Source organism: Aneurinibacillus sp. UBA3580, from assembly GCF_002375825.1.
GTDB lineage: Bacteria > Bacillota > Bacilli > Aneurinibacillales > Aneurinibacillaceae > Aneurinibacillus > Aneurinibacillus danicus.
Window position 1 is genome coordinate 1 of record NZ_DFMZ01000030.1, and the last position, 25,634, is coordinate 25,634.

Annotated in this window: 24 protein-coding genes; all 24 read right to left on the reverse strand. The window is 47.9% G+C overall.

What is annotated here, in order from left to right; genetic code table 11:
- Positions 1–709: 709 nt before the first annotated feature.
- The 24 genes from lysS to mazG all read right to left on the reverse strand — a co-directional run bounded on the left by lysS (position 710) and on the right by mazG (position 25,634).
- A complete protein-coding gene (gene lysS, locus B2899_RS04820) occupies positions 710–2,251 on the reverse strand; it encodes a lysine--tRNA ligase (RefSeq protein ID WP_286884365.1) in 1,542 nt (513 codons plus the stop codon).
- Between the two features lie 90 nt (positions 2,252–2,341).
- Positions 2,342–2,821, reverse strand: coding sequence for a transcription elongation factor GreA (gene greA, locus B2899_RS04825; protein WP_146809864.1), 480 nt, complete (start codon positions 2,819–2,821; stop codon positions 2,342–2,344).
- Positions 2,822–3,008: 187 nt separating this feature from the next.
- A complete protein-coding gene (gene dusB, locus B2899_RS04830) occupies positions 3,009–4,034 on the reverse strand; it encodes a tRNA dihydrouridine synthase DusB (protein WP_146809865.1) in 1,026 nt (341 codons plus the stop codon).
- Positions 4,035–4,115: 81 nt separating this feature from the next.
- Positions 4,116–4,670 (reverse strand): 2-amino-4-hydroxy-6-hydroxymethyldihydropteridine diphosphokinase, encoded by a 555-nt coding sequence (gene folK / locus B2899_RS04835; protein WP_286884366.1) that lies wholly within the window; start codon positions 4,668–4,670, stop codon positions 4,116–4,118.
- Positions 4,663–5,037 (reverse strand): dihydroneopterin aldolase, encoded by a 375-nt coding sequence (gene folB, locus B2899_RS04840; RefSeq protein ID WP_146809814.1) that lies wholly within the window; start codon positions 5,035–5,037, stop codon positions 4,663–4,665. Before folB ends, folK begins: the two co-directional genes overlap by 8 nt.
- A 7-nt stretch (positions 5,038–5,044) precedes the next feature.
- Positions 5,045–5,884 carry a dihydropteroate synthase gene (folP, locus tag B2899_RS04845; RefSeq protein WP_286884367.1) on the reverse strand — a complete coding sequence of 280 codons (840 nt, stop codon included), beginning with the start codon at positions 5,882–5,884 and terminating at the stop codon, positions 5,045–5,047.
- Positions 5,885–5,921: 37 nt separating this feature from the next.
- Entirely contained in the window at positions 5,922–6,767 is an 846-nt protein-coding gene (gene pabC / locus B2899_RS04850) for an aminodeoxychorismate lyase (protein WP_246147288.1), read from the reverse strand.
- A gap of 19 nt (positions 6,768–6,786) precedes the next feature.
- The gene (gene pabA / locus B2899_RS04855) at positions 6,787–7,371 is read right to left on the reverse strand and encodes an aminodeoxychorismate/anthranilate synthase component II (protein WP_146809817.1); all 585 of its coding nucleotides are present in this window, start codon (positions 7,369–7,371) and stop codon (positions 6,787–6,789) included.
- Positions 7,368–8,888, reverse strand: a complete 1,521-nt coding sequence (locus B2899_RS04860) for an anthranilate synthase component I family protein (RefSeq protein ID WP_286884368.1) — start codon at positions 8,886–8,888, stop codon at positions 7,368–7,370. Before B2899_RS04860 ends, pabA begins: the two co-directional genes overlap by 4 nt.
- 83 nt (positions 8,889–8,971) lie before the next feature.
- Entirely contained in the window at positions 8,972–9,907 is a 936-nt protein-coding gene (gene cysK / locus B2899_RS04865) for a cysteine synthase A (protein WP_286884369.1), read from the reverse strand.
- Between the two features lie 85 nt (positions 9,908–9,992).
- Entirely contained in the window at positions 9,993–10,868 is an 876-nt protein-coding gene (gene hslO, locus B2899_RS04870) for an Hsp33 family molecular chaperone HslO (protein ID WP_146809819.1), read from the reverse strand.
- Between the two features lie 114 nt (positions 10,869–10,982).
- The gene (locus tag B2899_RS04875) at positions 10,983–11,750 is read right to left on the reverse strand and encodes a type III pantothenate kinase (RefSeq protein ID WP_286884370.1); all 768 of its coding nucleotides are present in this window, start codon (positions 11,748–11,750) and stop codon (positions 10,983–10,985) included.
- 11 nt (positions 11,751–11,761) lie between these two features.
- Positions 11,762–12,616 carry a carboxylating nicotinate-nucleotide diphosphorylase gene (gene nadC / locus B2899_RS04880; protein WP_286884371.1) on the reverse strand — a complete coding sequence of 285 codons (855 nt, stop codon included), beginning with the start codon at positions 12,614–12,616 and terminating at the stop codon, positions 11,762–11,764.
- Positions 12,603–14,228: an L-aspartate oxidase gene (gene nadB, locus B2899_RS04885; RefSeq protein WP_146809822.1), complete on the reverse strand. Its 1,626-nt coding sequence runs from the start codon at positions 14,226–14,228 to the stop codon at positions 12,603–12,605. The genes nadC and nadB overlap by 14 nt, the downstream gene beginning before the upstream one ends.
- A gap of 35 nt (positions 14,229–14,263) precedes the next feature.
- Positions 14,264–15,211: a quinolinate synthase NadA gene (gene nadA / locus B2899_RS04890; protein ID WP_286884372.1), complete on the reverse strand. Its 948-nt coding sequence runs from the start codon at positions 15,209–15,211 to the stop codon at positions 14,264–14,266.
- A gap of 277 nt (positions 15,212–15,488) precedes the next feature.
- Positions 15,489–17,429 (reverse strand): ATP-dependent zinc metalloprotease FtsH, encoded by a 1,941-nt coding sequence (gene ftsH / locus B2899_RS04895; protein ID WP_146809824.1) that lies wholly within the window; start codon positions 17,427–17,429, stop codon positions 15,489–15,491.
- A 75-nt stretch (positions 17,430–17,504) separates the two neighbouring features.
- Positions 17,505–18,041: a hypoxanthine phosphoribosyltransferase gene (gene hpt, locus B2899_RS04900; protein WP_286884373.1), complete on the reverse strand. Its 537-nt coding sequence runs from the start codon at positions 18,039–18,041 to the stop codon at positions 17,505–17,507.
- A 106-nt stretch (positions 18,042–18,147) separates the two neighbouring features.
- Positions 18,148–19,551: a tRNA lysidine(34) synthetase TilS gene (gene tilS / locus B2899_RS04905; RefSeq protein WP_286884374.1), complete on the reverse strand. Its 1,404-nt coding sequence runs from the start codon at positions 19,549–19,551 to the stop codon at positions 18,148–18,150.
- Between the two features lie 161 nt (positions 19,552–19,712).
- Positions 19,713–22,187, reverse strand: a complete 2,475-nt coding sequence (gene spoIIE / locus B2899_RS04910) for a stage II sporulation protein E (protein WP_286884375.1) — start codon at positions 22,185–22,187, stop codon at positions 19,713–19,715.
- Positions 22,188–22,392: 205 nt separating this feature from the next.
- Positions 22,393–22,716, reverse strand: a complete 324-nt coding sequence (locus B2899_RS04915; protein WP_146809828.1) for an FtsB family cell division protein — start codon at positions 22,714–22,716, stop codon at positions 22,393–22,395.
- A gap of 27 nt (positions 22,717–22,743) precedes the next feature.
- Complete coding sequence (gene yabQ, locus B2899_RS18390) at positions 22,744–23,325, reverse strand: spore cortex biosynthesis protein YabQ (protein ID WP_146809829.1); 582 nt, start codon at positions 23,323–23,325, stop codon at positions 22,744–22,746.
- Positions 23,322–23,612, reverse strand: a complete 291-nt coding sequence (gene yabP, locus B2899_RS04920) for a sporulation protein YabP (RefSeq protein ID WP_371863551.1) — start codon at positions 23,610–23,612, stop codon at positions 23,322–23,324. The genes yabQ and yabP overlap by 4 nt, the downstream gene beginning before the upstream one ends.
- A 238-nt stretch (positions 23,613–23,850) precedes the next feature.
- Entirely contained in the window at positions 23,851–24,144 is a 294-nt protein-coding gene (locus tag B2899_RS04925) for an RNA-binding S4 domain-containing protein (RefSeq protein ID WP_146809830.1), read from the reverse strand.
- A gap of 2 nt (positions 24,145–24,146) precedes the next feature.
- Positions 24,147–25,634 (reverse strand): nucleoside triphosphate pyrophosphohydrolase, encoded by a 1,488-nt coding sequence (gene mazG, locus B2899_RS04930; protein WP_146809831.1) that lies wholly within the window; start codon positions 25,632–25,634, stop codon positions 24,147–24,149.

Sequence of the window (25,634 nt, forward strand, 5' to 3'; positions counted from 1 at the left end):
AGCTTAAGTAATTGAAACGAAATCGTTTCGGGCCCCGCGAAAGTACTCGGAATTCGCTACAAAGCGACCCTTCACTTTCGTGGGTATCTTTTCGGGCTCCATAAAAGCATTCACTACACTTTTATGGGTTGTTTTACTCGCACACATCGAGTGGTACTGTTCAGTTTTCAAGGAACTTCTTTTTTTATATCGCCATGTCTCAGCGGCGACTTTTATATTTTATTATAAACAATATATCTTGTCAATAACTTTTTTCGTTTTTTATTTGATGATAAAATTTCTTGCACTTCTCTCAAAAGCGACTTAGTTAATATATCATGTAAACAACTTAGAAAGCAAGCATAAATTTTTATGTTTTAATTTTCTAATTCCTTTCTGATTTTTAATTTATTCATATAAGAAAAACTCGCGGGCGGTGCCGCTCGTCCTTTTTCCACACAAAAGACAAACGGCCGCTTTGTGGCCCTTCGGTCGGACCGGCAAAACATCCGGGTACCTCGAGGGGGGAAACCATTGCCGGTCTTTCTCTCCCTTAAGGGCCACACGCTCCACACGGAAAAAGCAATGGTCGGCACACGCCTCGCGAGTTTTTTTTCGCTTGCGAATGGAAGGAAAATACATTTCGCTTTATCACTGTAAAGCGGAATATACTTTCCTATACATAAATAAAAAAGGTGAGCACTACACTCACCTCTCTATGCTTCGCTCCTTATGCTTCTTCCATAATTCCCTCATCGGCTTCTTCGTCCGACTGTTCTGATACAGTACGCTCGCGCATCAGCGGGAACAGCAGGACATCACGGATAGACGGGGAATCCGTCAACAGCATCACCAAACGGTCAATACCGATACCCAGTCCGCCCGTCGGAGGCATGCCGTATTCAAGCGACTCCAGGAAGTCTTCATCCATCATATGCGCTTCGTCGTTACCGGCTTCCCGCTCTAACAATTGTGATTCAAAGCGTTGGCGCTGGTCAATCGGATCATTAAGCTCGGTAAATGCATTGGCATGTTCACGCCCCACAATAAACAGTTCAAAACGATCCGTAAAACGCGGATCTTCTTCATTCTTCTTCGCAAGCGGCGACACCTCAACCGGATGTCCGTAAATAAAGGTAGGTTGAATCAACGTCTCTTCCACAAAATGTTCGAAGAATTCATTGACAATATGCCCGTATTTCGCGCCCGGAGGTACCGGAATGTTATGCTTCTTCGCCAGTTCAACCGCTTCTTCGTCGCTCATCTGCGGCCAGAAATCAACCCCGGTTACTTCTTTAATAGCATCCACCATATGGATTCTCTTCCATTGCGGCTTTAATTCAACCTGATGACCCTGATAGTCAAATAAAGTCGTACCAAATACATCCTGAGCGATATGTGCAATTAACTCTTCCGTTAAGCGCATAATATCTTTATAGTCCGCATATGCCTCATATAGCTCAATCGATGTAAATTCAGGATTGTGACGTGTAGAAATTCCCTCATTACGGAAGATACGGCCAATCTCATATACTTTCTCAAGACCACCGACAATCAACCGCTTCAAGTGCAGCTCCGTTGCGATACGCATATATAAACGCATATCCAATGCATTATGATGCGTAATAAAAGGACGTGCAGCAGCACCACCCGGAATGCTGTGCATGGTCGGAGTCTCTACTTCAAGATAGCCACGCTCATCCAAATAACGGCGCATCGACTGTAGAATCAAGCTACGAGCGATAAACGTATCCTTCACATTCGGATTCATAATTAAATCCAGATAGCGTTTGCGGTATCTGGTCTCCACATCTTTTAAGCCATGAAATTTCTCCGGCAGAGGACGCAGGGATTTGCTCAACAGCGTTATTTCTTTCGCTTTCACGCTTGTCTCCCCTGTTTTCGTCTTGAAAATTACGCCGGTTACACCAAGAATATCGCCGATATCGCAAAGTTTAAACATATCATACGCCTGTTCACCAACCTGATCTTGACGCACATAAATTTGAATACGGCCGCTTTGGTCCTGCAGATGCGCAAAGCCGGCTTTGCCCTGTCCGCGCTTGGCCATCATCCGACCCGCAATAGATACTTCAATCCCCTGCTCGTCCAACTGTTCCTTTTCTATCTCACCATACTGATCCAGAATTTCTTTAGCTGTGTGAGAGCGCTCAAACCTCTTACCAAACGGATCGATTCCGTTCTCACGCAGCGTATGTAGCTTCTCACGCCGAATTTGTTCCAATTCACTTAACTCTTCTTGTCGAGACATGCTTGCTTTCAACTCCTCAAAATCTTTTACCATAATTGTAGCCTAAAACCGGCTAAAAGCTCCCACGTAACCGAAGGAGCTTAGCCAAAATTAGTCCACTTTAATATCCAAAATTTCGTAACGTACTACACCAGCGGGAACGTTTACATCTACAATAGATCCTTTCGATTTGCCAAGAAGCGCCAATCCTACTGGCGATTCATTCGAGATCTTATTCTGTGTTGGATCAGATTCCGCTGAACCTACAATTTTGAACTCCATTTCTTCGTCAAACTCAAGGTCCTTTACTTTAACAGTAGAGCCAACGCTTACAATACCGGTATTCAGTTCATCGCCCGAAATCACACGCGCGTTACGCAACATTTTTTCGAGTGTAATGATACGACCTTCAATAAAAGCCTGTTCGTTTTTCGCTTCTTCATATTCTGAGTTCTCGGATAAGTCGCCGTAGCTAATCGCTTCTTTAATGCGCTGAGCCACTTCACGGCGTTTGACCGTCTTCAACTGTTCCAGTTCTTCTTCGAGCTTCTGCAAACCTGCAGCGGTCAGAATTACTTCTTTTTCCGTCATTTTCACATTCCCCCATCCTAATACAGTCTTTTCTTTTCCTGCGCCTGATGTATCGTAGAGTGTATGATAAAATTGTATTTATTATGCGAATAGTAGACATATATGAAACTGCCAGTGAAAGCACTGGCAGTTTCCCATGCAGATATGAAGGTATTATATGGTAGCCCTCGACTAATGTCAAATCGCGTTAATGAACCGCTTCTACCTTTTTGGCCTCATGCTTCGCCGCATACTCTGCAGCTTTCGCCTCTATCCGTTCAAGATAGGACAACAGAAGATTCGCCATACCTTCACGCGTTTCCTGCACATTAATTTCGTCACGGATTTGTGCTGATGCTGGCAGACCCTTCAGATACCAGGCAGCATGTTTGCGCATCTCCAGCACACCCACTTTCTCGCCCTTTACCTTGATGAGACGGTCAAGATGAAGCAATGCGATTTGAATCTTCTCACGCGGAGTCGGATCCGCTGGAAGCTCACCTTTGGTCAAATACTCAACCGTACGGTACAGCATCCAGGGGTTACCGAGCGCGGCACGGCCAATCATGACACCGTCGCAGCCCGTTTCCTCAATCATTCGCTTCGCGTCTTCCGGCGTAGCGACGTCTCCGTTGCCGATAACCGGAATGCTGACAGCTTCCTTCGCCTGACGAATGTAATCCCAGTTGGCTTTGCCCTGGTACATCTGCACACGTGTTCTGCCGTGTACCGCAATCGCCTGGCCGCCTGCTCTCTCTACCGCTTTGGCGTTATCGACGACATAAATATGATCGTCATCCCAGCCAATGCGCATCTTTACTGTAACCGGCTTCGATACGTTCTCGACCACCGCGGACACTATCTCTTCGATCTTGTTGGGCTCTAAAAGCAAGCGTGCGCCCGCATCGCAGCTAACGATCTTAGGCACCGGACAGCCCATATTGATATCGATAATATCGGCATTTGTATGCTGATCCACATATTTCGCCGCCTGCACCAGCGTTTCTTTATCCCCGCCGAAAATCTGCAGGCTTAACGGCTTCTCACGCTCATCGACATACAACATCTCGATCGTTTTCTTGTTCCCGTGAACAATGCCTTTATCGCTAACCATCTCCGCACAAACAAGCCCCGCCCCAAACTCCTTGGCAATCAAACGAAACGCCGGATTACATACACCGGCCATCGGAGCAAGCACTACGTTATTTTTCAACTCGATGTTTCCTATTTTCAGGTTAGCCATGCTTCCACCTTCCACATATACTTTGTGTAAAAAGTACGGGCTATTCCTTGTATGTTCAAAAAAAGCCGCTAATTATTCCCCTATTTTATCATAGGATTGCTCCCAGTCAAGCGTATTCCATTTCCTTACACCTTCCTTCCCGTCCACTTTCGCAAGCGCATCCGATATGTGCAAAAACTCCACTTCTCCTCCTGCCTTATAAGGAATCTGAACTTCAGGTGCAATTTCTGCAAGTGGTACGAGGACAAAAGCCCGCTCTGTCATTCTGGGGTGCGGAATTTGCAAATCGCCATCATCCAACCATTCATTCCCATATAAAAGAATATCGATGTCCAGCGTTCGCGGTCCCCAGCGAATTGTGCGTACTCTTCCTAATTCGGCTTCAACTTCCTGGGTACGGGAAAGCAGCTCTGCAGCGCAAAGGCTGGTTTCGATTTTAATAACAATATTGAGAAATGCGTCTTGCTCTGTATAACCGACTGGATCGGTTTCATAGATAAAAGAGCTTTGCAGCACGCGGATTCCAGGTGTTTGATTGATCAAATTCACTGCCTGCACCAATAATTTTTCTCGCTCTCCCATGTTTGAACCCAATCCGAGGAAGGCCTTTGTGCGTTGTTTATCCATTAGCTCTTTCCCGACTGCGCTTAATCTCTACCGCCACAGATTGGTAATGCCCGGGAATTGGTGGATCCGGCTTGGTCACACGAACAAGAATCTCGTCAATAAGCAGGTAACTATCCAGAATTTTAGCTGCCAGACGTTCCGCGATCGCTTCTACGAGTTCATACTTTTCATTTTCTACAACCTGCTGAGTCGTTTTATAAATGTCGGCGTAGTTTACGGTATCTTTCAAATTATCACTGTGCCCCGCTTTTGAAAGATCAAAATAAATCTCCAGATCGACATAGAAACGCTGCCCTAGCGTATTCTCCTCTTTAAATGCGCCATGATAGCCCCAAAATTCCATTTTATTAAACAGAATTTTATCCATCGCTATATCACTCCTTCTCTTGCCGCCAGCCGTACAGCATTGCATCCATCATACGACAGATGCGCACCATCGGCTGTACATCATGCACCCGCACAACTCGGCAGCCCCGCTCTATGCCGAACGCCACTGTCGCCGCCGTTCCTTCCATCCGTTCCGTTACCGGTACATTACCTAATGCTTTGCCGATGAACGACTTACGAGACGTGCCCAACAACACCGGAAACCCCAGCGCGACCAGTTTATCCATATGGTACATCATTTCGAGATTATGCTCATACGTTTTGGCAAATCCAATTCCCGGATCCAGAATAATGTGATTGTCCTTTACCCCGGCTTCCCGCACCAGGTTAATACACTCCCTCATATCCTGTAGCACGTCATCCACGAAAGACGTATAATTTTTGTTATGACGATTATGCGTTAATACGACCGGCACATTCGCTTCAGCCATAACCTTTGGCATCAGCGGGTCGGCTTTGGCTCCCCAGACATCGTTGATAATATGCGCACCCGCCGCCACTGCCTGTCTGGCCACTTCTGCTTTGTATGTATCAATGGACAGCGGAACGTCAATTTCACGGGACAATCTCTCAATTACTGGAATGACCCGTTCCAATTCTTCCTCCATGCTGACCGGTTCATGCCCCGGACGCGTTGATTCGCCTCCGATATCGATAATGTCCGCCCCTTCTTCCACCATCTGACACGCATGCATCAGAGCTTGCTCTACACTCTGATAATGTCCGCCATCAGAAAAAGAGTCCGGTGTTACATTAAGTATTCCCATGACCAGCGTGCGCCGGTGAACGGGTAATTCATATGGACCTGCCTGTATTCCTTGCCGCATGCTCTTCTCCCTCCCTGTTAGTATGTCCGGCCTGGATTTAGACAATATGCTTCCGGTATAGCTCAAGCAATTGTCTGGTGATCGTTCCTATTGTACCCTCGCCGATTCTTTTTTCATTCACCGTATGAATCGGCACGATTTCCTGGATGGCATTCGTTATAAACACCTCATCGGCCACCATGAGACGCTCAATATAATACCAGCCTTCCCGTACGGTGTATCCGTGCGCTTCAGCCAATTCCATCACAAATTCCCGTCTTGTGCCAGGCAGAATTCCCGTTTTTATGTCTGGTGTATAGATTACACCTTCCGAGATAAAGAACAGATTCGATACAATTCCTTCCGCCAGGCACCCGTTCTCGGTCAAAAATAACCCCTCTACGTCCGGATTCGCTCCGATTTCCATTTTACCGAAACGGTTGTTCATATAATGGTGCGACTTAAACCGCCATTCTCCCTCTGGCGAGTTGCGCGGCCGCTTCAGTACCTGCAGTTTCTTTCCGGTTTCATACAATGCGGGCGGAAATTCCGGTACAGGCTTGGCGAAGATTAGCCAGCTCGGTTCATCATATACACCGGCGTAGGGTCCCAGCCCTTTATCTCCCGCCGTCAGGTCAACCCGGACATATGCATCGTGCAGTTGATTGGCGCTCAGCGTTTCAAGAATCGCAAATCGAAGTTCTTCCCGCGTCATTGTAACGTCGATGCCAAGCTCTTCCGCCGCCTGACGAAGGCGGTTGTAATGCCGCTCCAGAAGCGCGATATGTCCGCTGTATACCCGCATTGTCTCAAATAGCCCCAAACCATAAAGAAAGCCGTGATCAAACGGCGAGATCACAGCTTGTTGACTATCCATAATACGTCCATCGAGAAAAACTTTCACGATTTTCTCGCTCCTTTATTTATATATTCGTAAGTGGAGCGTAGCGCACGAGGAAGTTTTGGAGCAATTGTTTGCCGTGTTCCGTCATAATCGACTCCGGATGGAATTGCACGCCCTCTACCGGAAATTCGCGGTGGCGCAGCGCCATAATTTCCCCCTCCGCCGTCTCCGCGGTAATCTCCAGACAATCCGGCAATGTTTCCCGCTCTACGATAAGCGAATGATACCGCGTTGCTCGAAACGGTACAGGCAATCCGGCAAAAATACCTTCTCCATTGTGGAATACTTCCGATGTCTTTCCGTGCATTAAGCGCTCTGCCCGGATCACCCGGCCACCAAATACTTGGGCAATCGACTGATGGCCCAAACACACGCCAAAAATCGGAATCTTGCCCGCAAACCTCTCAATCGCCTCCAGACTGATACCCGCTTCGTTCGGGGTACACGGTCCCGGTGAAATCATCAGATAAGAAGGGGCCAGTTCCGCAATCTCGTCGCATGTAATCTGGTCGTTGCGCACAACGCGCAATTCTTCTCCCAATTCTCCCAGGTACTGCACCAAGTTGTACGTAAATGAATCATAGTTGTCAATCATCAGAATCATACTCGACTCTCCTCTCTCGAACTCTTCTCAACTCTTCGCTTAGCTTCCGTTAAAGAAAGCGCCCTCCATAGAGCTTCTGCCTTCTTTAATGATTCATAATACTCTGCTTTGGGCACAGAGTCAATCACAATTCCTGCACCGGCCTGCACATGGGCTTCTCCGTCTTTCAAAACAATCGTCCGGATGATAATGTTGCAGACAGCGTTTCCGTCGAATCCCAGAATGCACATTCCTCCGGTATACGGCCCTCTCGTTACCGGCTCTAACTCTTCAATAATTTCCATCGTCCGTACTTTCGGTGCGCCGGTAATCGTTCCTCCCGGAAAAGCGGCGATGATTGCATCGTACATATCTTTATCATCGGCCAACTCCCCCACTACATTTGAGACGATATGCATCACATGCGAGTACTTCTCCACGACCATCAACTCGTTGACATGCACGGAACCGAAGCGGCTGACCCGTCCTAAATCATTGCGCTCTAGATCAACAAGCATAATATGCTCGGCCACTTCTTTTTCGTTATCAAGCAGCTCACGGACCAGCGCCGCATCCTCTTCATCCGTCTGTCCCCGCCGGCGCGTTCCGGCAATCGGACGTGTACTGAGCCGCTTGCCTTTTACTTGAATCAATAGCTCGGGAGATGCGGATACAAGCTGAAATTCCGGAAACCGCAAGAGTCCCATGTACGGTGAAGGATTGATCATTCTCAGCACTTCATAAATTTCTTCAGCTTCACATTCCGTTCTCCTGGTCTGCCTGACGGAAAGATTGACCTGGAAGACGTCGCCTGCGGCGATATATTCCTGCGCTCGTGTAACGGCCTGCTCAAATTCTCCCTGGTTAAAAGAAGTTTTTATCTCGTCCAAATACTCTTCTCGCTGTCCTTCCATTTCAGGCAGGGTAGGATGTTCGAATCCTTCCGACGCCGCCTCAAGCATAAGGGACATTGTTGCAAGCCGTCCTTCCGCCTCCTCAATTCCACGCAATTCGGCCCGTTCTCCAACATGCACAATCATAAATATCTCTTTATTCTGATGGTCAAAAGCATAGAACTGTTCCACTTGCATGAGATAGATGTCAGGAAGTTGTAAATCATCTTTTGCCAGGCGCGGCAACGCTTCGTAATACCGACCCGTATCGTAACTTAGGTAACCGACCGCTCCGCCTATCCAATCCGGCAAACCGGCTTTTGCAGTTTCATCTACACCGGGTGAGAATTCGTGTCCCATCCAGTGCCGTACCACTGTCATCGGATCTGACATGACGGGTGATAAAGGCTGCCCGTTCTCGCTAATCTGCCCGTTTTTATATACCAGAGAAGCGGCCGGTTTCGCCCCTACATAGGTATAACGTCCATTTCGTCCGCTTTCCAGAATAAAGGCGTATTCGCTTTCTGTCCGCAGCTTTTTGTACAACTGCCATGGGTTTTGAGCTACCCATTTGATTGTTTGCCATAGCGGTGCACGTTCGTAGTCTGTAAGCCATTTCGCTGTCCATTCTCTCGGTTGTCTCACTTGCTTCCCTCCATCCATTGCTCCCTGCATGAAACAAGCCCTTGCCTCCACACAGGACAAGGGCTCTCATTCTTTTATTATACTTATTCTTCGTCAAATTGATAAAGAGGGGTACTTAAATATCTTTCACCATTGCTTGGAATAATAGCGATGACATTCTTGCCGGGCCCTAATTTCTTGGCCACCTTCTTGGCGGCATGTATGGCCGCACCGGAGGAAATACCGCCGAGAATACCTTCTTTCCGTGCCACCTGGCGGGCCATGCTAAACGCTTCTTCGTTCTCTACTTTGATGACTTCATCATAAATTTCTGTATCAAGCGTATCTGGAATGAATCCCGCGCCGATCCCCTGGATTTTGTGCGGTCCAGGCTTTCCACCGGAAAGTACGGGCGATGCTGCCGGCTCGACAGCGACAATGTGGATGTTCGGGTACTTTTCCTTTAACACCTGTCCGGCGCCTGTAATCGTTCCTCCCGTACCAATTCCGGAGATAAAGGCATCAACTCCGCCAATTTGCTCTGCCTGTTCCAGTAACTCCTTACCGGTTGTCTCCCGGTGAACCTTCGGATTGGCCGGATTCTTAAACTGCTGCGGCATGAAGTAATCTTTATTCTCACGAACCAACTCTTCCGCTTTCCGGATAGCGCCTCCCATGCCTTCTGCTCCTGGTGTAAGCAAAAGCTCTGCCCCATAAGCACGCAGCAGGTTACGGCGTTCCATGCTCATCGTGTCCGGCATTACCAACAGGGCTTTGTATCCTTTAGCCGCCGCTACCATGGCCAGACCGATTCCTGTGTTTCCACTTGTCGGCTCTACAATTGTCATGCCTTCTTTCAAAGTGCCTTCCCGCTCTGCCGCCTCAATCATGGAAAGAGCAATCCGGTCTTTTACGCTGCTGCCGGGATTAAAAAACTCCAGTTTCAAATAAATATTTGCTTCATCTGCTTCCGTCACCCGATTTAACTTTACTAATGGCGTGTATCCAATTAAATCGGTAATGGATTGAGCTACCCGCATCAGAAATCCTCCTCATCAATCCCTACTATTTGAATAGGTTTTGTACATATTATACCAATCGACCTATATAAACGTCAATTGCCCATTACAAATTTGCGCGAAGATTCTCTAAATCCTCTCTATTCAAATGATATGTCTCATTACAGAAATGGCAGGTAATCTCGGCCTCTCCCTGCTCTTCGATCATAGCATCAAGTTCCTCTTTGCCAAGGCTGATTAGGGCCCGATTCACACGGTCCAGCGAACAATGACAGCTAAATACGACTTCATGCTTATCGAGTAGAGTAAAGTCGGCACCTAAAATTTCGTACAGTATCTCTTCAGGAGACATACCTTCATCAATCATAGTGGATACCGGACGGATAGAAGCGAGCGTTTTTTCCAGTTTCTCAATCACGTCCTCAGGTGTGTTTGGCATTAATTGAATGATAAAACCTCCAGATGCTTTTACCGTGTTATCCGGATTTACTAGTACGCCTACACCGACTGCAGAAGGCACCTGTTCAGAGACAGTAAGATAGTACGTCAAGTCTTCCCCAATCTCGCCGGAAACGATTGGGCTTGTGCCTTGATACGGCTCTTTTAGCCCTAAATCCTTTGTGACGGTGATACTGCCTTCCGTCCCGACTACACGTCGTACATCAAGCTTTCCTTTTTCGTTCTTCTCACTATAATGGACATGCGGATTATGTACGTAACCGCGCACTTCTCCTTTCGCATTGGCATCGGCTACAATCTGGCCGACAGGTCCATTGCCGCGCACTACGACTGTCAGACGTTCATCGCCTTTCAGCATAGCACCCATCATCACCGCGCCGGAGACCGTACGGCCAAGCGCCGCGCTTACAATCGGCCAAGTATCCAGGCGACGCTGAATTTCCCGCATTGTATCTGTAGTACATACCGCGAACGCGCGTACAAAGCCATCATGCGCAATTCCGCGAATTAAATGATCCTTCATTTGTTCTTCCTCTTTCTTCTTTGAAGTATCGGGGACATTTCCCACATCTTTAAAATTAGTTTACCACAACCTGTGTATGAAGCAAAAAGACGGGAACATTCCCGCCTTTCTTCGTTACTTCTTATTACGGTTGTAAATCAATCGAAGTCCCTTCACCGTTAACCACGGATCTACAATATCAATCTCGTTGGATTCGCTTCCGATAAGCTCGGCCAGCCCGCCTGTGGCGATGACCTTCGGCTCTTTGGCAACTTCCGCTTTCATACGACGGACCAGTTCATCTACTTGACCCACAAACCCATAAATGATACCTGACTGCATAGCATGAATGGTATTACGTCCGATAACACTCGGCGGCTTTACCAACTCAATACGGGGAAGCTTAGCCGCCCGACTGTACAGAGCCTCAGTGGAAATTCCGATACCTGGCGCAATGGCCCCGCCATGATAGCCACCTTCTTCATCAATGAAACAAAACGTCGTCGCCGTACCGAAGTCCACGACAATTAACGGCGTTCCATAATGATGAATGGCAGCCACCGCATTCACAATCCGGTCCGCCCCGACTTCGCGCGGGTTTTCTGCTTTGATGTTCAGTCCGGTTTTAAGTCCCGGTCCAATGACCATCGGTTTAATATCAAAATACTTATGGCACATTTTTTCTAGTGGAAACATCAGCGGCGGAACGACGGAAGATATGATAATACCTTCAATATCACTAAATGTGAGTCCTTTATCGGCAAGCAGACTTTTAATCAGCATGCCAAACTCGTCGGCCGTCTTGCCCCGGTCCGTGCTGATGCGCCAGTTATGCTTTAATTCGTCACCTTCATATACACCAAGCACAATATTTGTGTTCCCTACGTCAATGACAAATAACATTGTATCCCTGCCTATCGTTTTCTTTGGTTTAAATCAAGACTAATATCCAGTGCAGAAACGGAGTGCGTCAAACTTCCCACTGAAATGACATCAACGCCGGTGGCTGCAATCCTTTCTATTGTATCCAGATTAATACCGCCTGAGGCTTCCAGAATTATGCGCCCATTCACACGCTTTACCGCCTCTTCCATCGTTTCCGGCTCCATATTATCCAGCATAATAATATCCGGCGCGCAAGCGATGGCCTGTTCAAGCTGTTCAAGCGTTTCTACTTCTACTTCAATGCGCATTGTATGGGGAATTGCCGCCCTTGCACGCGATACAGCTTCACTTATGCCACCTGCCGCTTTAATATGGTTATCTTTAATCATCACAGCATCAAACAGGCCTAGACGGTGATTATGACCGCCGCCCACAGTGACCGCATATTTTTCGAGCATTCTTAGTCCCGGCGTGGTCTTACGCGTATCCACTATGCGAACTTTTTCACTTACGGCACGCGCTTTTTCAACATATTTACGCGTCATAGTAGCAATACCGGATAGTCGCTGCAGCAGGTTTAAAGCGAGACGTTCACCGGCTAAAACGCTTTGCACACGTCCGTCCACCTGCGCAATGACCGTGCCTTTTTCAACAAAAGCTCCCTCCTCTACTTTTGGTGAAAAGACAAGTCCGGAATCAACAAACGAAAATACCCTCTTCGCCACATCAAGACCTGCAATTACGCCGTCCTGCTTGGCGTACAAAATACCGGTTCCTTCTAATTCCTCCGGTACTGTCGAAAGGCCGGTTACATCACCAAACCCGATGTCTTCCTGAAGCCACATCTCAATCTGTTGGTCCAGTAAACGTTCATTCATCTTCATTCGCGCTTCTCTCCTCTAAAACCCCGTCTTCAATCGACTGGACGATATGCTTGCGCCAAACAAGCTCGTCCCGCTTCGGAAAGTCATCACGGTAATGTCCGCCGCGGCTTTCTTCCCGAAGCAATGCCGCATTCGCAACCAGGCATGCGCATGTCAGCAGATTCAGGTATTCCAGCTCTTCAGGCTTCTCCATTTTCATGCGGAATGCTTTTGCATAACGCTCCAACTCGCGAACCGCTTTGGTCAACCCTTTTTCACTTCGCTTTAAGCCGACATGCGTAAGCATTAGCTTCTGCATACGCAGCTTACGCTCCATCACCGTCTCGCTTTTCATCGTTTGCTGGCGCATCAACGAGAAAGAAACAGCCGGTATATCATTACCGATGTCTGTAAGCTCATTGATTCGCTCAGAAATGCGGCGCCCGAAGACGAGCGCTTCTGCCAGTGAGTTGCTGGCCAACCGGTTTGCACCGTGCACCCCGGTACATGAGACCTCACCACAGGCAAATAGCCGTCTGGTCGCCGTCTCACCGTACAGGTCGGTTTTAATTCCTCCCATAATATAATGGGCAGCCGGAGCAACTGGAATCCAATCCGTTACCATGTCCAATCCGTAGCGAAGACAAACTTTGTAAATATTCGGGAAACGGCGTTTGATTAACTCTTCTGATTCATGGGTAATATCCAGGTAAACAAACGTGGAACCCGTTGACTCCATTTCAGACACCATCGCGCGCGCAACCACGTCGCGGGGAGCCAGTTCCTTCAGTGGATGATACTTCTCCATAAAACGCTCTCCGTTGATATTACGCAGGACCGCTCCTTCACCACGTACCGCTTCGGAAATCAGGAACCGTGGAGCACCTGGGTAGCATAACGAAGTTGGATGAAACTGGATGAATTCCACGTCTTTAATATAGGCCCCAGCCCGGTACGCCATGGCCATCCCGTCGCCGGTGGCAATTTCCGGGTTGGTGGTATAGCGATATAACTGTCCGGCTCCGCCGGTAGCCAATACAGTCGCGTTGGCCCGTACATAGACCACCTGCCCGTCAGGCTTGCGCACAAGTGCACCGATGCATTCGCCCTGATGGGTCACCAAATCGAGCGTAAAATGATTCTCGAGAATCGTAATCCGCTCGTTAGCCAGCGCACGTTCCGAAAGCGCGCGCACAATTTCCGCTCCCGTAGCATCCCCCTGGGCATGAAGAATGCGGCGCTGGCTGTGAGCCCCTTCTTTTGTTAAAGCCAAAACCCCGTCTTCCTCATCAAATTTGGTTCCATAATGAATTAAATCGGTAATACAAGATGGACCTTCGTTAACCAATACCTCAACCGCTTCATTGGAACAGATGCCCGCACCGGCGATTAAAGTATCCTGTCTGTGCAGTTCAGGGGAATCCGTCTCTGCCGTAACAGCGGCAATGCCACCCTGCGCATAACGGGTATTGCTCTGCGTCAAATCGGTCTTGCTTAGCAGAATGACATCACGACTTTCGCTTATTTTCAGTGCAGTATAAAGGCCGGCAATTCCTGAACCGATGACTAGCACATCGGTTGTATACATTTCAAGTTCCGTCAACTTAAAGTCGATGACATAGCGTGGTACCATCTGTTTTATCCTTCTTTCTTACGCCCTTCACTTTATTATTGAACTGCCTCTACAGCCAACATGCGTTCAAGGGAAGCGCGGGCTTTATCCGCGATGTCTTCCGGCACATAGATTTGCGGCTGCATCGTTTCCAGACAATCAGCGATTTTCTTCAGGTTATTGACCTTCATATTCGGACAAACCAGGTATTTTGAAGCAAAGATAAACTCTTTATCCGGGCTGTCTAAACGAAGTTTATACCCTACTCCATCCTCTGTTCCAACGATAAACTTCTTGTGATTTGATTCACGACAATACTTAAGAATACCGGTTGTACTGCCGACGAAGTCCCCCATGGCTACAACTTCCGGACGGCATTCCGGATGGACGACGAACTGGGCGTCCGGATGCTCTTCCTTCAGTTTCATTACATCTTCCACGGTTAACTGGTCATGCGTATTGCAATAACCTTCCCAGATAATCATGTTTTTGTCGGTGAATTGGGAAACCCAGTGTCCCAGATTTTTGTCCGGCACCCAAATGATTTCTTCCGCGTCAATGGATTCAATCACGTTTTTGGCGTTTGACGATGTACAGCAAATGTCTGTTTCCGCTTTCACATCGGCAGACGTATTGATATACGCAACCACCTTTGCGTTTGGATGCTGGGCTTTCAGTTTCTTCAGCCCGCTTACATTTACCATGTCTGCCATCGGACAACCGGCGCGCTCATCCGGAATAAGGACCGTTTTATTCATATTCAGGATTTTAGCGCTTTCACCCATGAAGTGAACTCCGCAAAATACGATGACATCAGCATCCGTAGTCGCCGCTTTCTGTGCAAGTCCAAAAGAGTCTCCGAGAAAATCCGCGATTTCCTGGATTTCCGGGCGCTGATAGTAGTGGGCCAGGATAATGGCGTTTCTCTCTTTTTTCAGACGCATAATCTTCTCCCGCAATTCCTGGTTCCGCTGTTCCTTCTTCGCTAAAGCTAACGCTTCCATATAAGCAACCTCCATTGTAAATCCTAAAAAATTGCAGTGCCTCCCCGGCAACTAACAGAATACCTGTATCATACCGTTAATCCGCAGAATTGTACACACCCAAAAGAAAGGGAAATGCAGGCTATCATACAGATATGGGCAATAGGTTTCTTGTTTTTTCACTCCGTTGAATTTCAGCAAAACAGAGCCGGAAGGAATGGGGTATGGTCCATATTTACAACTTCATCTGTAAACGCAAAAAAGCCCCCCTTTTTTAAGGGAGGCTGTGCTTGCTTTCTTACGCATCGCTTTTGCCGCGCTCTTCGCTGTCGATGCCCGGATTCGGTGCGGAATCTTCCGATTTGCCGGTGATTTGCACTTTCACATCGCCGGTAGTAACTTCTTTAACATCGTCAGCGTTGCCTTTGAGCGAACCAGTCTCGATGATGCTCTTGATCTGTTCGGCATCAAGCGTTTCGACTTCAAGAAGCGCTTGAGCGATCGCTTCCAGTTTATCCATATGCTCGGTGAGCAGGTCGGTACAACGTTGATGACAATCGCGAATGATTGTCTGGATTTCCTGGTCGATTTGACGAGCAGTCTCATCACTGTAGTTCTGCTCATGGCCAAAATCACGACCCAGGAACACCTGGCCCTGGCTCTGGCCGAACTGCATCGGCCCAAGGTTCGTACTCATACCAAACTCCATAACCATGCGGCGGGCGATGCCCGTAGCACGTTCAAAGTCATTGTGTGCGCCCGTACTTATTTCTTTCAGCACAAGCTCTTCCGCTACCCGTCCGCCTAAGAGACCTACAATTTTATCCAACAGATCCGACTTCGTAGCGAAGAACTTGTCTTCCTTCGGCAGCATGACAGTATATCCGCCTGCGCTGCCGCGCGGAATGATGGTTACCTTGTGAACCATATCAGCATTCTTTAAGAAATAACCACAAATCGTATGCCCCGCTTCATGATATGCCACCAGCTTCTTCTCATCGTCACTAATGACACGGGACTTCTTGGCCGGACCGGCGATAACACGGTCAATAGCTTCATCCACTTCATTCATCTCAATCTTGCGCTTGTTGCGTCGTGCTGCAAGCAGCGCCGCTTCATTCAACAAGTTCTCAAGATCCGCACCCGTAAAGCCCGGTGTACGGCGAGCAATAATATCAAGGTCGACCTCTTCTGCGAGCGGTTTGTTGCGTGCATGCACTTTCAGCACTGCTTCGCGTCCCTTCACATCAGGTCGATCTACTGTAATCTGACGGTCAAAACGTCCCGGACGCAGCAGAGCAGGGTCCAGAATGTCCGGACGGTTGGTTGCCGCGATAATGATAATCCCTTCATTCGCGCCGAAACCGTCCATCTCAACAAGCAACTGGTTGAGCGTTTGTTCGCGCTCGTCATGCCCGCCGCCGAGCCCTGCACCACGTTGACGGCCAACCGCATCAATCTCATCAATAAAAATAATACATGGAGCGTTCTTCTTCGCATTTTCGAACAGATCGCGAACACGGGAGGCACCGACACCCACAAACATCTCAACGAAATCGGAACCGCTGATACTGAAGAACGGCACGCCTGCTTCCCCTGCAACCGCACGGGCTAGAAGCGTCTTACCGGTACCCGGAGGGCCGACAAGCAATACCCCTTTCGGAATGCGTGCACCCAATGCCGCGAATTTGCGCGGGTCTTTCAAAAATTCCACGACTTCGACCAGTTCGGCTTTCTCTTCGTCCGCCCCGGCTACGTCATTAAAGGTAACCTTCTTCTTCTCATCGTTATATAACTTCGCTTTGCTTTTACCGAAGTTCATAACTCTGCTGCCGCCACCCTGGGCCTGGTTCAGCAGAAAGAAGAATAAGATAAAGATAATAACAAAAGGAATAATCGAGGTAAGAAAAGTAAGCCAGACAGAATCACCTTTCTGTTCCTGGTACTCTTCTTTCGCCAGATTCGCTTCTTCTATCTGCTGCAGCAGCTTCTCGTTGTCATAAAGCGGCCCATTCGTATAGAAGATGGTCTGGTCCTTCAACTTACCCTGGATATAATATGTACCTCGGTCAGGACGAATCTGCAGTTCGGCAACTTTGCCCTGGTTAAGGTACTGACGGAACTCGTTGTAAGGGATTTTCGATGTGTCCGTACCCTGGTTGGTAATGAAGTTCACAATCCCAACCGTTACTAAAATGATTAGCAGATAAAATCCTGTATTGCGGAAGAACCGATTCATTCCTTACCTCCTCTCGCGCTCAAAAACACCTACATTATTTTACCACATGAAACCCGGCGTTCACAACTTAAAGGCTTAGCTGTATACTTCAGGTTTCAATATGCCAATGTAAGGTAAATTCCGGTATTTCTCCGCGTAGTCCAGTCCGTATCCAACGACGAAAGCGTCCGGGATCTGGAATCCGCAATAATCAGGTTTAAAGTCGACGGTGCGGCGCGCCGGCTTGTCAAGCAATGTTACCACTTTAACGGAAGCGGCATTGCGGCGCTCAATAATATCAATCAAATAGCTGAGTGTAAGCCCGCTGTCGATAATATCTTCCACGATGATGACATGACGGTCTTCCACAGAAGTATCCAGGTCTTTCACAATCCGCACAACTCCGGAAGATTGCGTGGAAGCGCCATAACTGGATACGGCCATGAAATCCATCTCAAGCGGGATATCCATGCGACGCACCAAATCTGTCATGAAAGGGGCACCTCCCCGTAAAACACAAATAACGAGCGGGTTTTTTCCTTCATATTCTTCAGAGAGAATACGTCCCAACTCGCGAACTTTTTCTTCAATTTCTTTTTCTGTAATCAGTACTTTCTCAATGTCTTTTTCCATGATGAGCCTCCTGGTATTAACACGGTCACAAATTGATATTCCGCTGTCAATCATACCCTTTCCGCCGCACTGTATATAGATGTACCCGGAAAAGAAAATGAAATTGTCAAAAAAGCGACGGTTGAAGCACTACATACAATACGGTATCCGCTTCCGCAAGCGGCATATACCAACTCGAACGCTTCACGCCGGGAATCCAGAGAATATGTTCATCGTCTGTCAGAATAGGAATTTGGTCACGCTTGTGCCGGGGAATCTTCATATCAATTAAGATATCCTTCACTTTCTTGCTTCCACTCATGCCAAGAGGTACCATGCGGTCTCCGGCATGCCGTTGCCTTACGTATAGTTTACCCTTAACGATCGCCGGATCAAACATGGCAAATGTGCCGTCCTCAAGCTGTTTCCCTTCGTCTTTGCTCCCGTAATAACAGTAAATCGTTCGATCTATTTCCGGAATATACGTCTGTCCGGGAATGTTCAAAGAATATATGTAGGGGGGTATCAGGATCGTGTCTGAAATAGATGAAAAAATCACCCGCTCATACTCCCTGCGTACCTGCAAATTTCCAGGTAAATGAGTGCAGGCTGCCGGGTGGGCACTTTCGATGATTTGCCGTATATTTTCAATATGCGTATACCCTGTTTCTTTTATGTCGCTTTTCAGCAGATAACTTAATATTAGTTTAATCATCCTCCTTTGTAAAGCAAGGTGATGCGCCAGAAAATCATTTTGTCTTACGACTATTGTATTCGCATTCCACCTTTCTATGATGGCTGTAAGACTCTCCTCCGCCTCCTGCCGTAAATAGTCGTTTTCTTCCCGTAGCACCTCCGCAAGATGCGCAGCCGCTCCCGCAAGATGTGGATTTTCTTCTCGCATAAGCGGAATCCAATGATGGCGAATTCGGTTACGTAAATACGTATCACTGAAATTGCTCTGATCATGGCGAGGCTCAAGCTTATGCTTTTCACAATAACGCTCCACTTGCTCTCTGGTGACATCAAGCATCGGACGGATGATATCGATACCTTCTTCTCTGCGGCATACCGGAATGCCGGCCAGGCCTTCCACCCCGGTTCCCCGGACCAAACGCATCAATATTGTTTCCAATTGATCGTCCGCATGATGGGCCGTCGCCACCTTCGTCCCTCCCATTCTCTCTGCCACCTGCCGGAAAAAACGGTAGCGAACCTGTCTGGCCGCGTCCTGGGGATTCAATCCCGTCTCTCTGATAAGACGGGGAACATCGATCGACTCGACGAAACAGGGGACTTCAAGTTTATCACACAGACGCTCTACATACCTGCTATCCTCTTCTGACTCCCTGCCGCGGAACTGGTGATTGACATGCGCGGCCACCAGCGTAAGCTCATACTCTCTACGCATTTCGGTAAGAGCATGCAACAACGCCGCCGAATCTGGTCCGCCCGAAACGGCCACAATAATGGTCTCACCCATCCCGAACAGACGATGCGCCTGTATCGTTTTCTTCATTTGTCCAAGCAATCGTTCCACCTTCAATTCATTTGGTCAACGCTTGACCTACTTACTATACGCATCATGCCTAGCGTTGGTTTCAAAAAATTTTGTTTGTCCTTAACTATAACAAAAAAATAGCCTCGTCCCAACCATTCCTTATAGTTGGACGAGGCGAAATCATTTATATACTAGCTGACGTACCGAGGTCGATCGATTTTCGGAGCGTTCGGCACCGGGATCGTCGCCCACGGAAGCATATAATGCTCAATACGGGCGACCATTACCGTCATATCGTCATGGATTTCGCCGTAATGCTGGCGAATCACAAGTTCAAGCAGGCAATCCGCCACCTCCTGCGGATCGTTCGTTTTCAATTCGGAAATTTTCCGTTTCATCCAGAGATTTTTATTCTCTACGCGCGGCGCTTCGTAGATACCGTCCGTCACCATAATTAACAAATCGCCCGGCTTGAGTTGATAGCTCACCACATCAACCTCAATATCATCGATAATGCCGATCGGCAGATTATTTGCCGAAATCGGGATAACCTCCTTTCCTCGCTTAATAAAACTTGGTGTCGATCCCGTCTTGATAAATTTCGCCTGCCCTGTATGCTGATCAATTAGCGCCAGATCTACTGTTGCAAACACTTCATCCGGTGAACGGAGAGAAAGCACCGTATTCACCGATTTAATACTCAACGTCTCTTCCATACCCGATTCGAGAAGTTGCTGCAGCAACTCCAACGTCGAAGAACTCTCCAGGTATGCCCTCTCTCCGTTGCCCATTCCGTCACTCATCGCGAGCGCCATTTTTCCGCTGCCGAATTCCATAATTTTAAAACAATCGCCCGATAATAATTGCCCGCCTTTGGCGGCTCCGGCTACTCCCGTTTCAATTTCAAACGCCTGTGCGGAACCCAGGCACATGCGGCATGTACCTTCTTCAAGCGCCTGGCAATTTTTATTCTTCACCATAATCTTCTCGCCTAGAATGTCTGTCAGCAGCGGAGCAATAATCTTTGAACACTCATCCCGTCCCTGGCAAGATAGCTGCGTAATCTCAATATCCACCTTCCCTTCTTCCAAATTCAAAATATCTACATTTTGCACAGATAATCCCACACCTTCTAAAGCCCCGAGAATCTGCTCTTCCTGCACATGGAGATGAATACCCTCTTTTTGTATTTCACTGGCAAAGTTTTTCATCACGCGCGAGACACCCGCTAACTGATCGGCCACAAGCCGTCGGCTTTCAGCAATCTGCTGCTTTAGATTCAGTTGGGTCTGCCAGCGCACATACTCCTGTTCCATGTATGCCAGCATGCGATCTTGCTTGACGCATTTACGAACCCAGCCTTTCGGCATTTCGTTTACATTGATGTCTCCGTCCCTCTGCATAATGTGCATCATGTCAGTGAGCGCTTCATAGGTATTATCAAAGTCACGGTTCCAGCACTGATCTTTCTTCCAGCAGCGCTGACACGTGTTTTTCGTCACCTCGCTCAAAAAATAATCTTTCTGCCGCTCTTCATCCGGCGCTTCCGTTAAATGTTGATAGGCGAATGTCTCAGATAACTTTGTGAAAAGCTGGGCGAATTGATTCATCTTTCCTGCCGTTATATCACGCACCTTTCGCAAATACTGCTGCTGAGAAGAAGCATTCTCTTCCGTGCCCGGAATGAACTTTGCAATTTCCTCCTGTACGAATTTCGGAGTCAACAAGAAGAGCAGAACAGCTGCGAACGTTTCCAGCGAAGATTGCAGAATCTCCCGCTGCTCGCCCACATAGATGGTCAGAATGGATGAACCGATGAGAAGCCCAAGAGCGACTGTCCATTTCTTCCCTTCACGCAGCAGCCCGGCCAGTAAACCGGAAAACGCCAGCAAACTAATCTGATGAATTGCATCTATGTTAGCCAGACTCAGTACAAGTCCGGTTACAACGCCCACTGCAGCACCAACCGTCCCTCCGCCCACGGCGGCAAATAACAGGACCAGATAACGCGAAAGGACATTATCCACCGATATATCCTGTATAATCCAGCCAACCGTTCCCGTCATAATCGACGCCAGAAGAATAATTAAGCAAATGATTTCTTCCGTCCTCAAATGTTGGTGGCTTCGCTTCGAAGTCAAGATCGGAACCGCCTGCACGAAAATCAACGTAAGAATTAGGCTAAGCAGCGCCGCTACGCCGTTCATGAATACAGCATGCCAGCTCAGCTTGTTCATAATATAATCGACCGCCGTGCTGCTGAGGAGGACCGCGAGAGAAGAGAGCAGCGGGGTATAATTCAACTCTATCCTCCTGCGCTTCTCCACCCCGCTTAGCAAGACCAGCACGATCGCCATCCCGATAAAATTTGCAGAAGCGATCTCTATCGACTGCATCGCGCTTCCGGCCATAATTGAGAACATGATAAGAAGCAGCCGATTTCTCTTTAGAAAGTACATCACCGCGAAAAAAGGGACAGCAAACGGGGAGAGCTCCTGAAGAATAATCGCCCGGCCCAACAAGAACCCCATGACTAGATGCAATACACTCCATTGATGCGAGACTGCGTATAACCAATTCCTTCCTTTTTTGTTGGCTCCTTCAAGTGTGACTCCCATTCTACCCGTCATCTTTGCTGTTGCTGACATGGACTGATTACGAATCATGCCTTAACACCACCTCATCTGAATTTTGTGATTCCCATTATAAGCACATAGCAAAAACAAATTTTGTCAAAACAAGAAGGGTATAATTAAAAATTTTCCGACAATTACTTCTTTATTTTTTCACGGGATGTCGATATTTTTTATAAGTATCTCTAACGGAAAAAAGCAAACAAAAAAAGGAGCTACCGCTCCCTATCCTGCGTCCTTACTGGTTTTTCTTTTCTTCATCCGGAGTCAAAAAGATGATTTCCCCTTCTTTTGAGAGGAAGAAATTCTTTCGTGCCAGCTCCCCGATATACTCTTTGTCATTCATCCGTTTCACCTGTAATTCGAGTTGTTTCTGTTCTTCTTGTACCTTGGTTACCTGACGCTGCAAATCCGTAAGCTCACGCTGTTTATCGGCCAATTGCTGGCTCTGCGAGTAGTACGTGTAGCCCGCCCATGACAAAAACAAAACGACAATAATCTGCAAAAGACGCATCCGGCGCTTTCGACCGTAATTTTGTGGCTTAGATTGCGATTGCTGCATATCGTTCACCTTTCCTGATTGGTTATTTTACATTTTCTTACCTTTTATCCAGCCCGTCAAGGTTTGCCACTTTTTTCTGAACATCCTTTTTATTTTTTGCGTCGGTTTCTGCAGATATCTCGTCCATATCCAATTCCCCGTCTTGCTTCCGAGAAGAAGAAAAGGGCGGAATAGCCATTTTCCTATGGTTAGCAGGACGGAAAACAGAAAGAGCACAACCGTGATCAATGCCCGGTACAGCCAAAGAAGCGGGACGACCAGCAGATAATACGCCGTTTTTATGGTGACCCGGTACAACCACAAAGAAAACGTGATAAGCTTGTTCAAAATTCGGAGATACATACGCTGAAACAAAAGAAAATACAGAATTATGCCCATGCCAAGCCCCAGGAAGATGTAAATCCGCACTACACCTTCATTTACCCGGAGAAGCGTACCAAATACAAGAAAGGTACAGCTTATCCAGAAAAGAAAATCAGATATCCATACAAGCCAGACGGGAAGGCGGCACCTACGCTCCATCGTCCTGTATGTGTCGTACAGCATGCCCATAGTCCATCCGCACAGCAACATCGACAGCATGGTGGCTGCTTGCCCGGTAAGCGTCACTTAAAGATCCGGCCAAAGATTCCCCTGGCTTTTTCTCCCTGGTAGGATTCATCAATATACTCCATTGCAAAGACCAAGCCCTCGATTGATACCTGTCCCGTCTCAAGGCTTAAGTTTTTCATGTGCAGGTTTTTTCCCTTTATCGTAAGAAAACCCGCCTCCGTCTGAAGCAGGAACTCCTCATGATCGAAACTTTCCACCTTGAGCACACCCGTTATGTCGAGCTTTTTCCGGTTTATCATCATCACATCATGGCGAATGGTCTTCTTCGGATTCGTTTCCATCATCACGGCCCACCCTCCTTTTTATACCATCCTATTGAAGGGAGGCGCAGAATAGAACAAAAGAAGTTGGGAAGAAGAACAGGATATCACCTATGGATAACCTGGAAGGTAAAAGAAAATAGGAGGGTAAGGCGCCGGGTTTCCCTTTTTTTGCTCAGCGGGATTAAGGGACGGGCTGAAGGAAACCCTATAAAGGAATCGAGTGCGCCGTACCTCCTATTTTCTTTTCTCCTTCTATTTGTTACCAGATAGATGCATCAGGTTCTTCCGGATTATCGCGGGGAATGTATTCCTCCTTGAGCATAGTATAGAGAGTAGCCGCTTCGTCTTTTTTGGTCGTGTCGAGCAATTTCTCAACCTTAACTGTGACGAGCTTATTGCCGTAGCGGACGGTGAGCTCGTCACCTACTTTTACATTCGAGCTGGACTTTGCGGTTTGACCGTTAATGGTAACGCGCCCTTGGTCGCATACCTCTTTCGCCAGCGTACGCCGCTTCACCAACCGGGAAACTTTCAAAAATTTATCGAGTCGCATCGCTATATCCCTTCTTCCTCTTTCTTTTTCTGTTTGGCTTCCTGCCACCAGTTCTCCATCTCGTCAAGCGTGGTATCTTCAAACGTCTTGCCCGCTTCCCGCAACTTTTTCTCAATGTAGGAGAAACGGTAATAGAATTTTTTATTGGTCAAAGCCAGTGCCTCTTCCGGGTCAATCTTCATAAAGCGGGCCACATTTACGATTACGAACAGTAAATCACCAAGCTCTTCCCGGCGGTGCTCCAGCGTCTGTGCTTCCTTCAACTCTTCCCACTCTTCTTTTACTTTATCGAGTACATCGGACAGCTTGTCCCAATCGAAACCGACATCCGCTGCCTTTTTCTGATACTTGTACGCGGTAAGAATAGCGGGCAAATCACGCGGCACCCCGTCAAGCCGGGAAACCGTCTCTTTTCCTTTACCCTCTTTTTCCTTCTTTTTAATAGCTTCCCAGTTCTCCAACGCTTTGTCTGCGTCTTCTGCTTCTGACGTACCGAACACATGCGGATGACGGCGGATAAGCTTCTCGTTTAACCCGGCAATAACATCCTGAACGGTAAAAAAGCCGTCTTCTTCCGCCATCTGGGAATGAAGCATAATCTGTAGCAGCAAATCCCCCATTTCTTCGCACATCGCATCCGGATCGTCATCATCGATCGTTTCGAGCACTTCATACGTTTCTTCAATTAAATTCTTTCGGATGGACTGGTGGGTCTGCTCCCGGTCCCACGGACAACCATTCGGACTCCGCAGAATCGCAACAATCTCCCGCAAACGCCAGAATTGACGGTTCAACACCCGAGCTTCTTCCGTCGGGGAAACATACACCGTAGTCAGGTTGCTATAGCTGGTAAGGCGATCCAGTTCATAGAGGGGTACCGTTTCAATCTGTTCCTCTCCCGCTATACCCGCTGCCGTTACGACCGTGACCGGGTATTCATCCGGATATACTTCCATCAGCGTAAGCTTTACATCCGACGCAACGAATGCGTCATATACCTGACAGATTACGTTGTGCAGGCCCGGCTGAATCTGGTGCCCGCGCAAATCAGTTCCATCCAGCAAGGCAAACCCTTCTACCGGATCGATTTTCAACGAGGCAAATACCGGGTCAAGAAAACTCTGTCCGCCTTTAATCTCAACATCCACACCGCGTTGTCCGGCTTTATCCAACAGCAACTGCACCGTGCGCTCTGCCACCAGCGGATGACCGGGCACGGCATAGATAATTGCTCCTTTTTCCTCCGCCAGGTGAAGCAGGCACTCACTGATTTCCTCGTATACTTCCGGGAATTGGTCATGTGCTTCGTATATAGCATCGAAGCTTTCGTAGGTTACCCCCTCCGCCGCAAGTTCCGCGACCACCGGGTGCTTCTCCGTCCGTAAATAGAGATGATTCGCCTGTTTTACCATGCGATAAATGCCTAGGGGAAGGCCATCCAGGCTTCCAGCCCCAAGTCCGATAACCGTAATTTTCTTCAATAGTCGCAT

Coding starts and splice junctions, on each gene's coding strand:
- hslO (WP_146809819.1), bottom strand. CDS start 10,868: ATGAAGGATCATTTAATTCGCGGAATTGCGCATGATGGCTTTGTACGC.
- mazG (WP_146809831.1), bottom strand. CDS start 25,634: ATGCGACTATTGAAGAAAATTACGGTTATCGGACTTGGGGCTGGAAGC.
- pabA (WP_146809817.1), bottom strand. CDS start 7,371: ATGATTCTGATGATTGACAACTATGATTCATTTACGTACAACTTGGTG.
- cysK (WP_286884369.1), bottom strand. CDS start 9,907: ATGCGGGTAGCTCAATCCATTACCGATTTAATTGGATACACGCCATTA.
- B2899_RS04875 (WP_286884370.1), bottom strand. CDS start 11,750: ATGTTATTTGTCATTGACGTAGGGAACACAAATATTGTGCTTGGTGTA.
- B2899_RS04925 (WP_146809830.1), bottom strand. CDS start 24,144: ATGCGACTCGATAAATTTTTGAAAGTTTCCCGGTTGGTGAAGCGGCGT.
- greA (WP_146809864.1), bottom strand. CDS start 2,821: ATGACGGAAAAAGAAGTAATTCTGACCGCTGCAGGTTTGCAGAAGCTC.
- folB (WP_146809814.1), bottom strand. CDS start 5,037: ATGGATAAAATTCTGTTTAATAAAATGGAATTTTGGGGCTATCATGGC.
- B2899_RS04915 (WP_146809828.1), bottom strand. CDS start 22,716: ATGCAGCAATCGCAATCTAAGCCACAAAATTACGGTCGAAAGCGCCGG.
- spoIIE (WP_286884375.1), bottom strand. CDS start 22,187: ATGATTCGTAATCAGTCCATGTCAGCAACAGCAAAGATGACGGGTAGA.
- lysS (WP_286884365.1), bottom strand. CDS start 2,251: ATGTCTCGACAAGAAGAGTTAAGTGAATTGGAACAAATTCGGCGTGAG.
- nadC (WP_286884371.1), bottom strand. CDS start 12,616: ATGAAGATGAATGAACGTTTACTGGACCAACAGATTGAGATGTGGCTT.
- nadB (WP_146809822.1), bottom strand. CDS start 14,228: ATGGTACCACGCTATGTCATCGACTTTAAGTTGACGGAACTTGAAATG.
- yabP (WP_371863551.1), bottom strand. CDS start 23,612: ATGATGGAAACGAATCCGAAGAAGACCATTCGCCATGATGTGATGATG.
- hpt (WP_286884373.1), bottom strand. CDS start 18,041: ATGGAAAAAGACATTGAGAAAGTACTGATTACAGAAAAAGAAATTGAA.
- folP (WP_286884367.1), bottom strand. CDS start 5,884: ATGCGGCAAGGAATACAGGCAGGTCCATATGAATTACCCGTTCACCGG.
- ftsH (WP_146809824.1), bottom strand. CDS start 17,429: ATGAATCGGTTCTTCCGCAATACAGGATTTTATCTGCTAATCATTTTA.
- nadA (WP_286884372.1), bottom strand. CDS start 15,211: ATGGAAGCGTTAGCTTTAGCGAAGAAGGAACAGCGGAACCAGGAATTG.
- folK (WP_286884366.1), bottom strand. CDS start 4,670: ATGGATAAACAACGCACAAAGGCCTTCCTCGGATTGGGTTCAAACATG.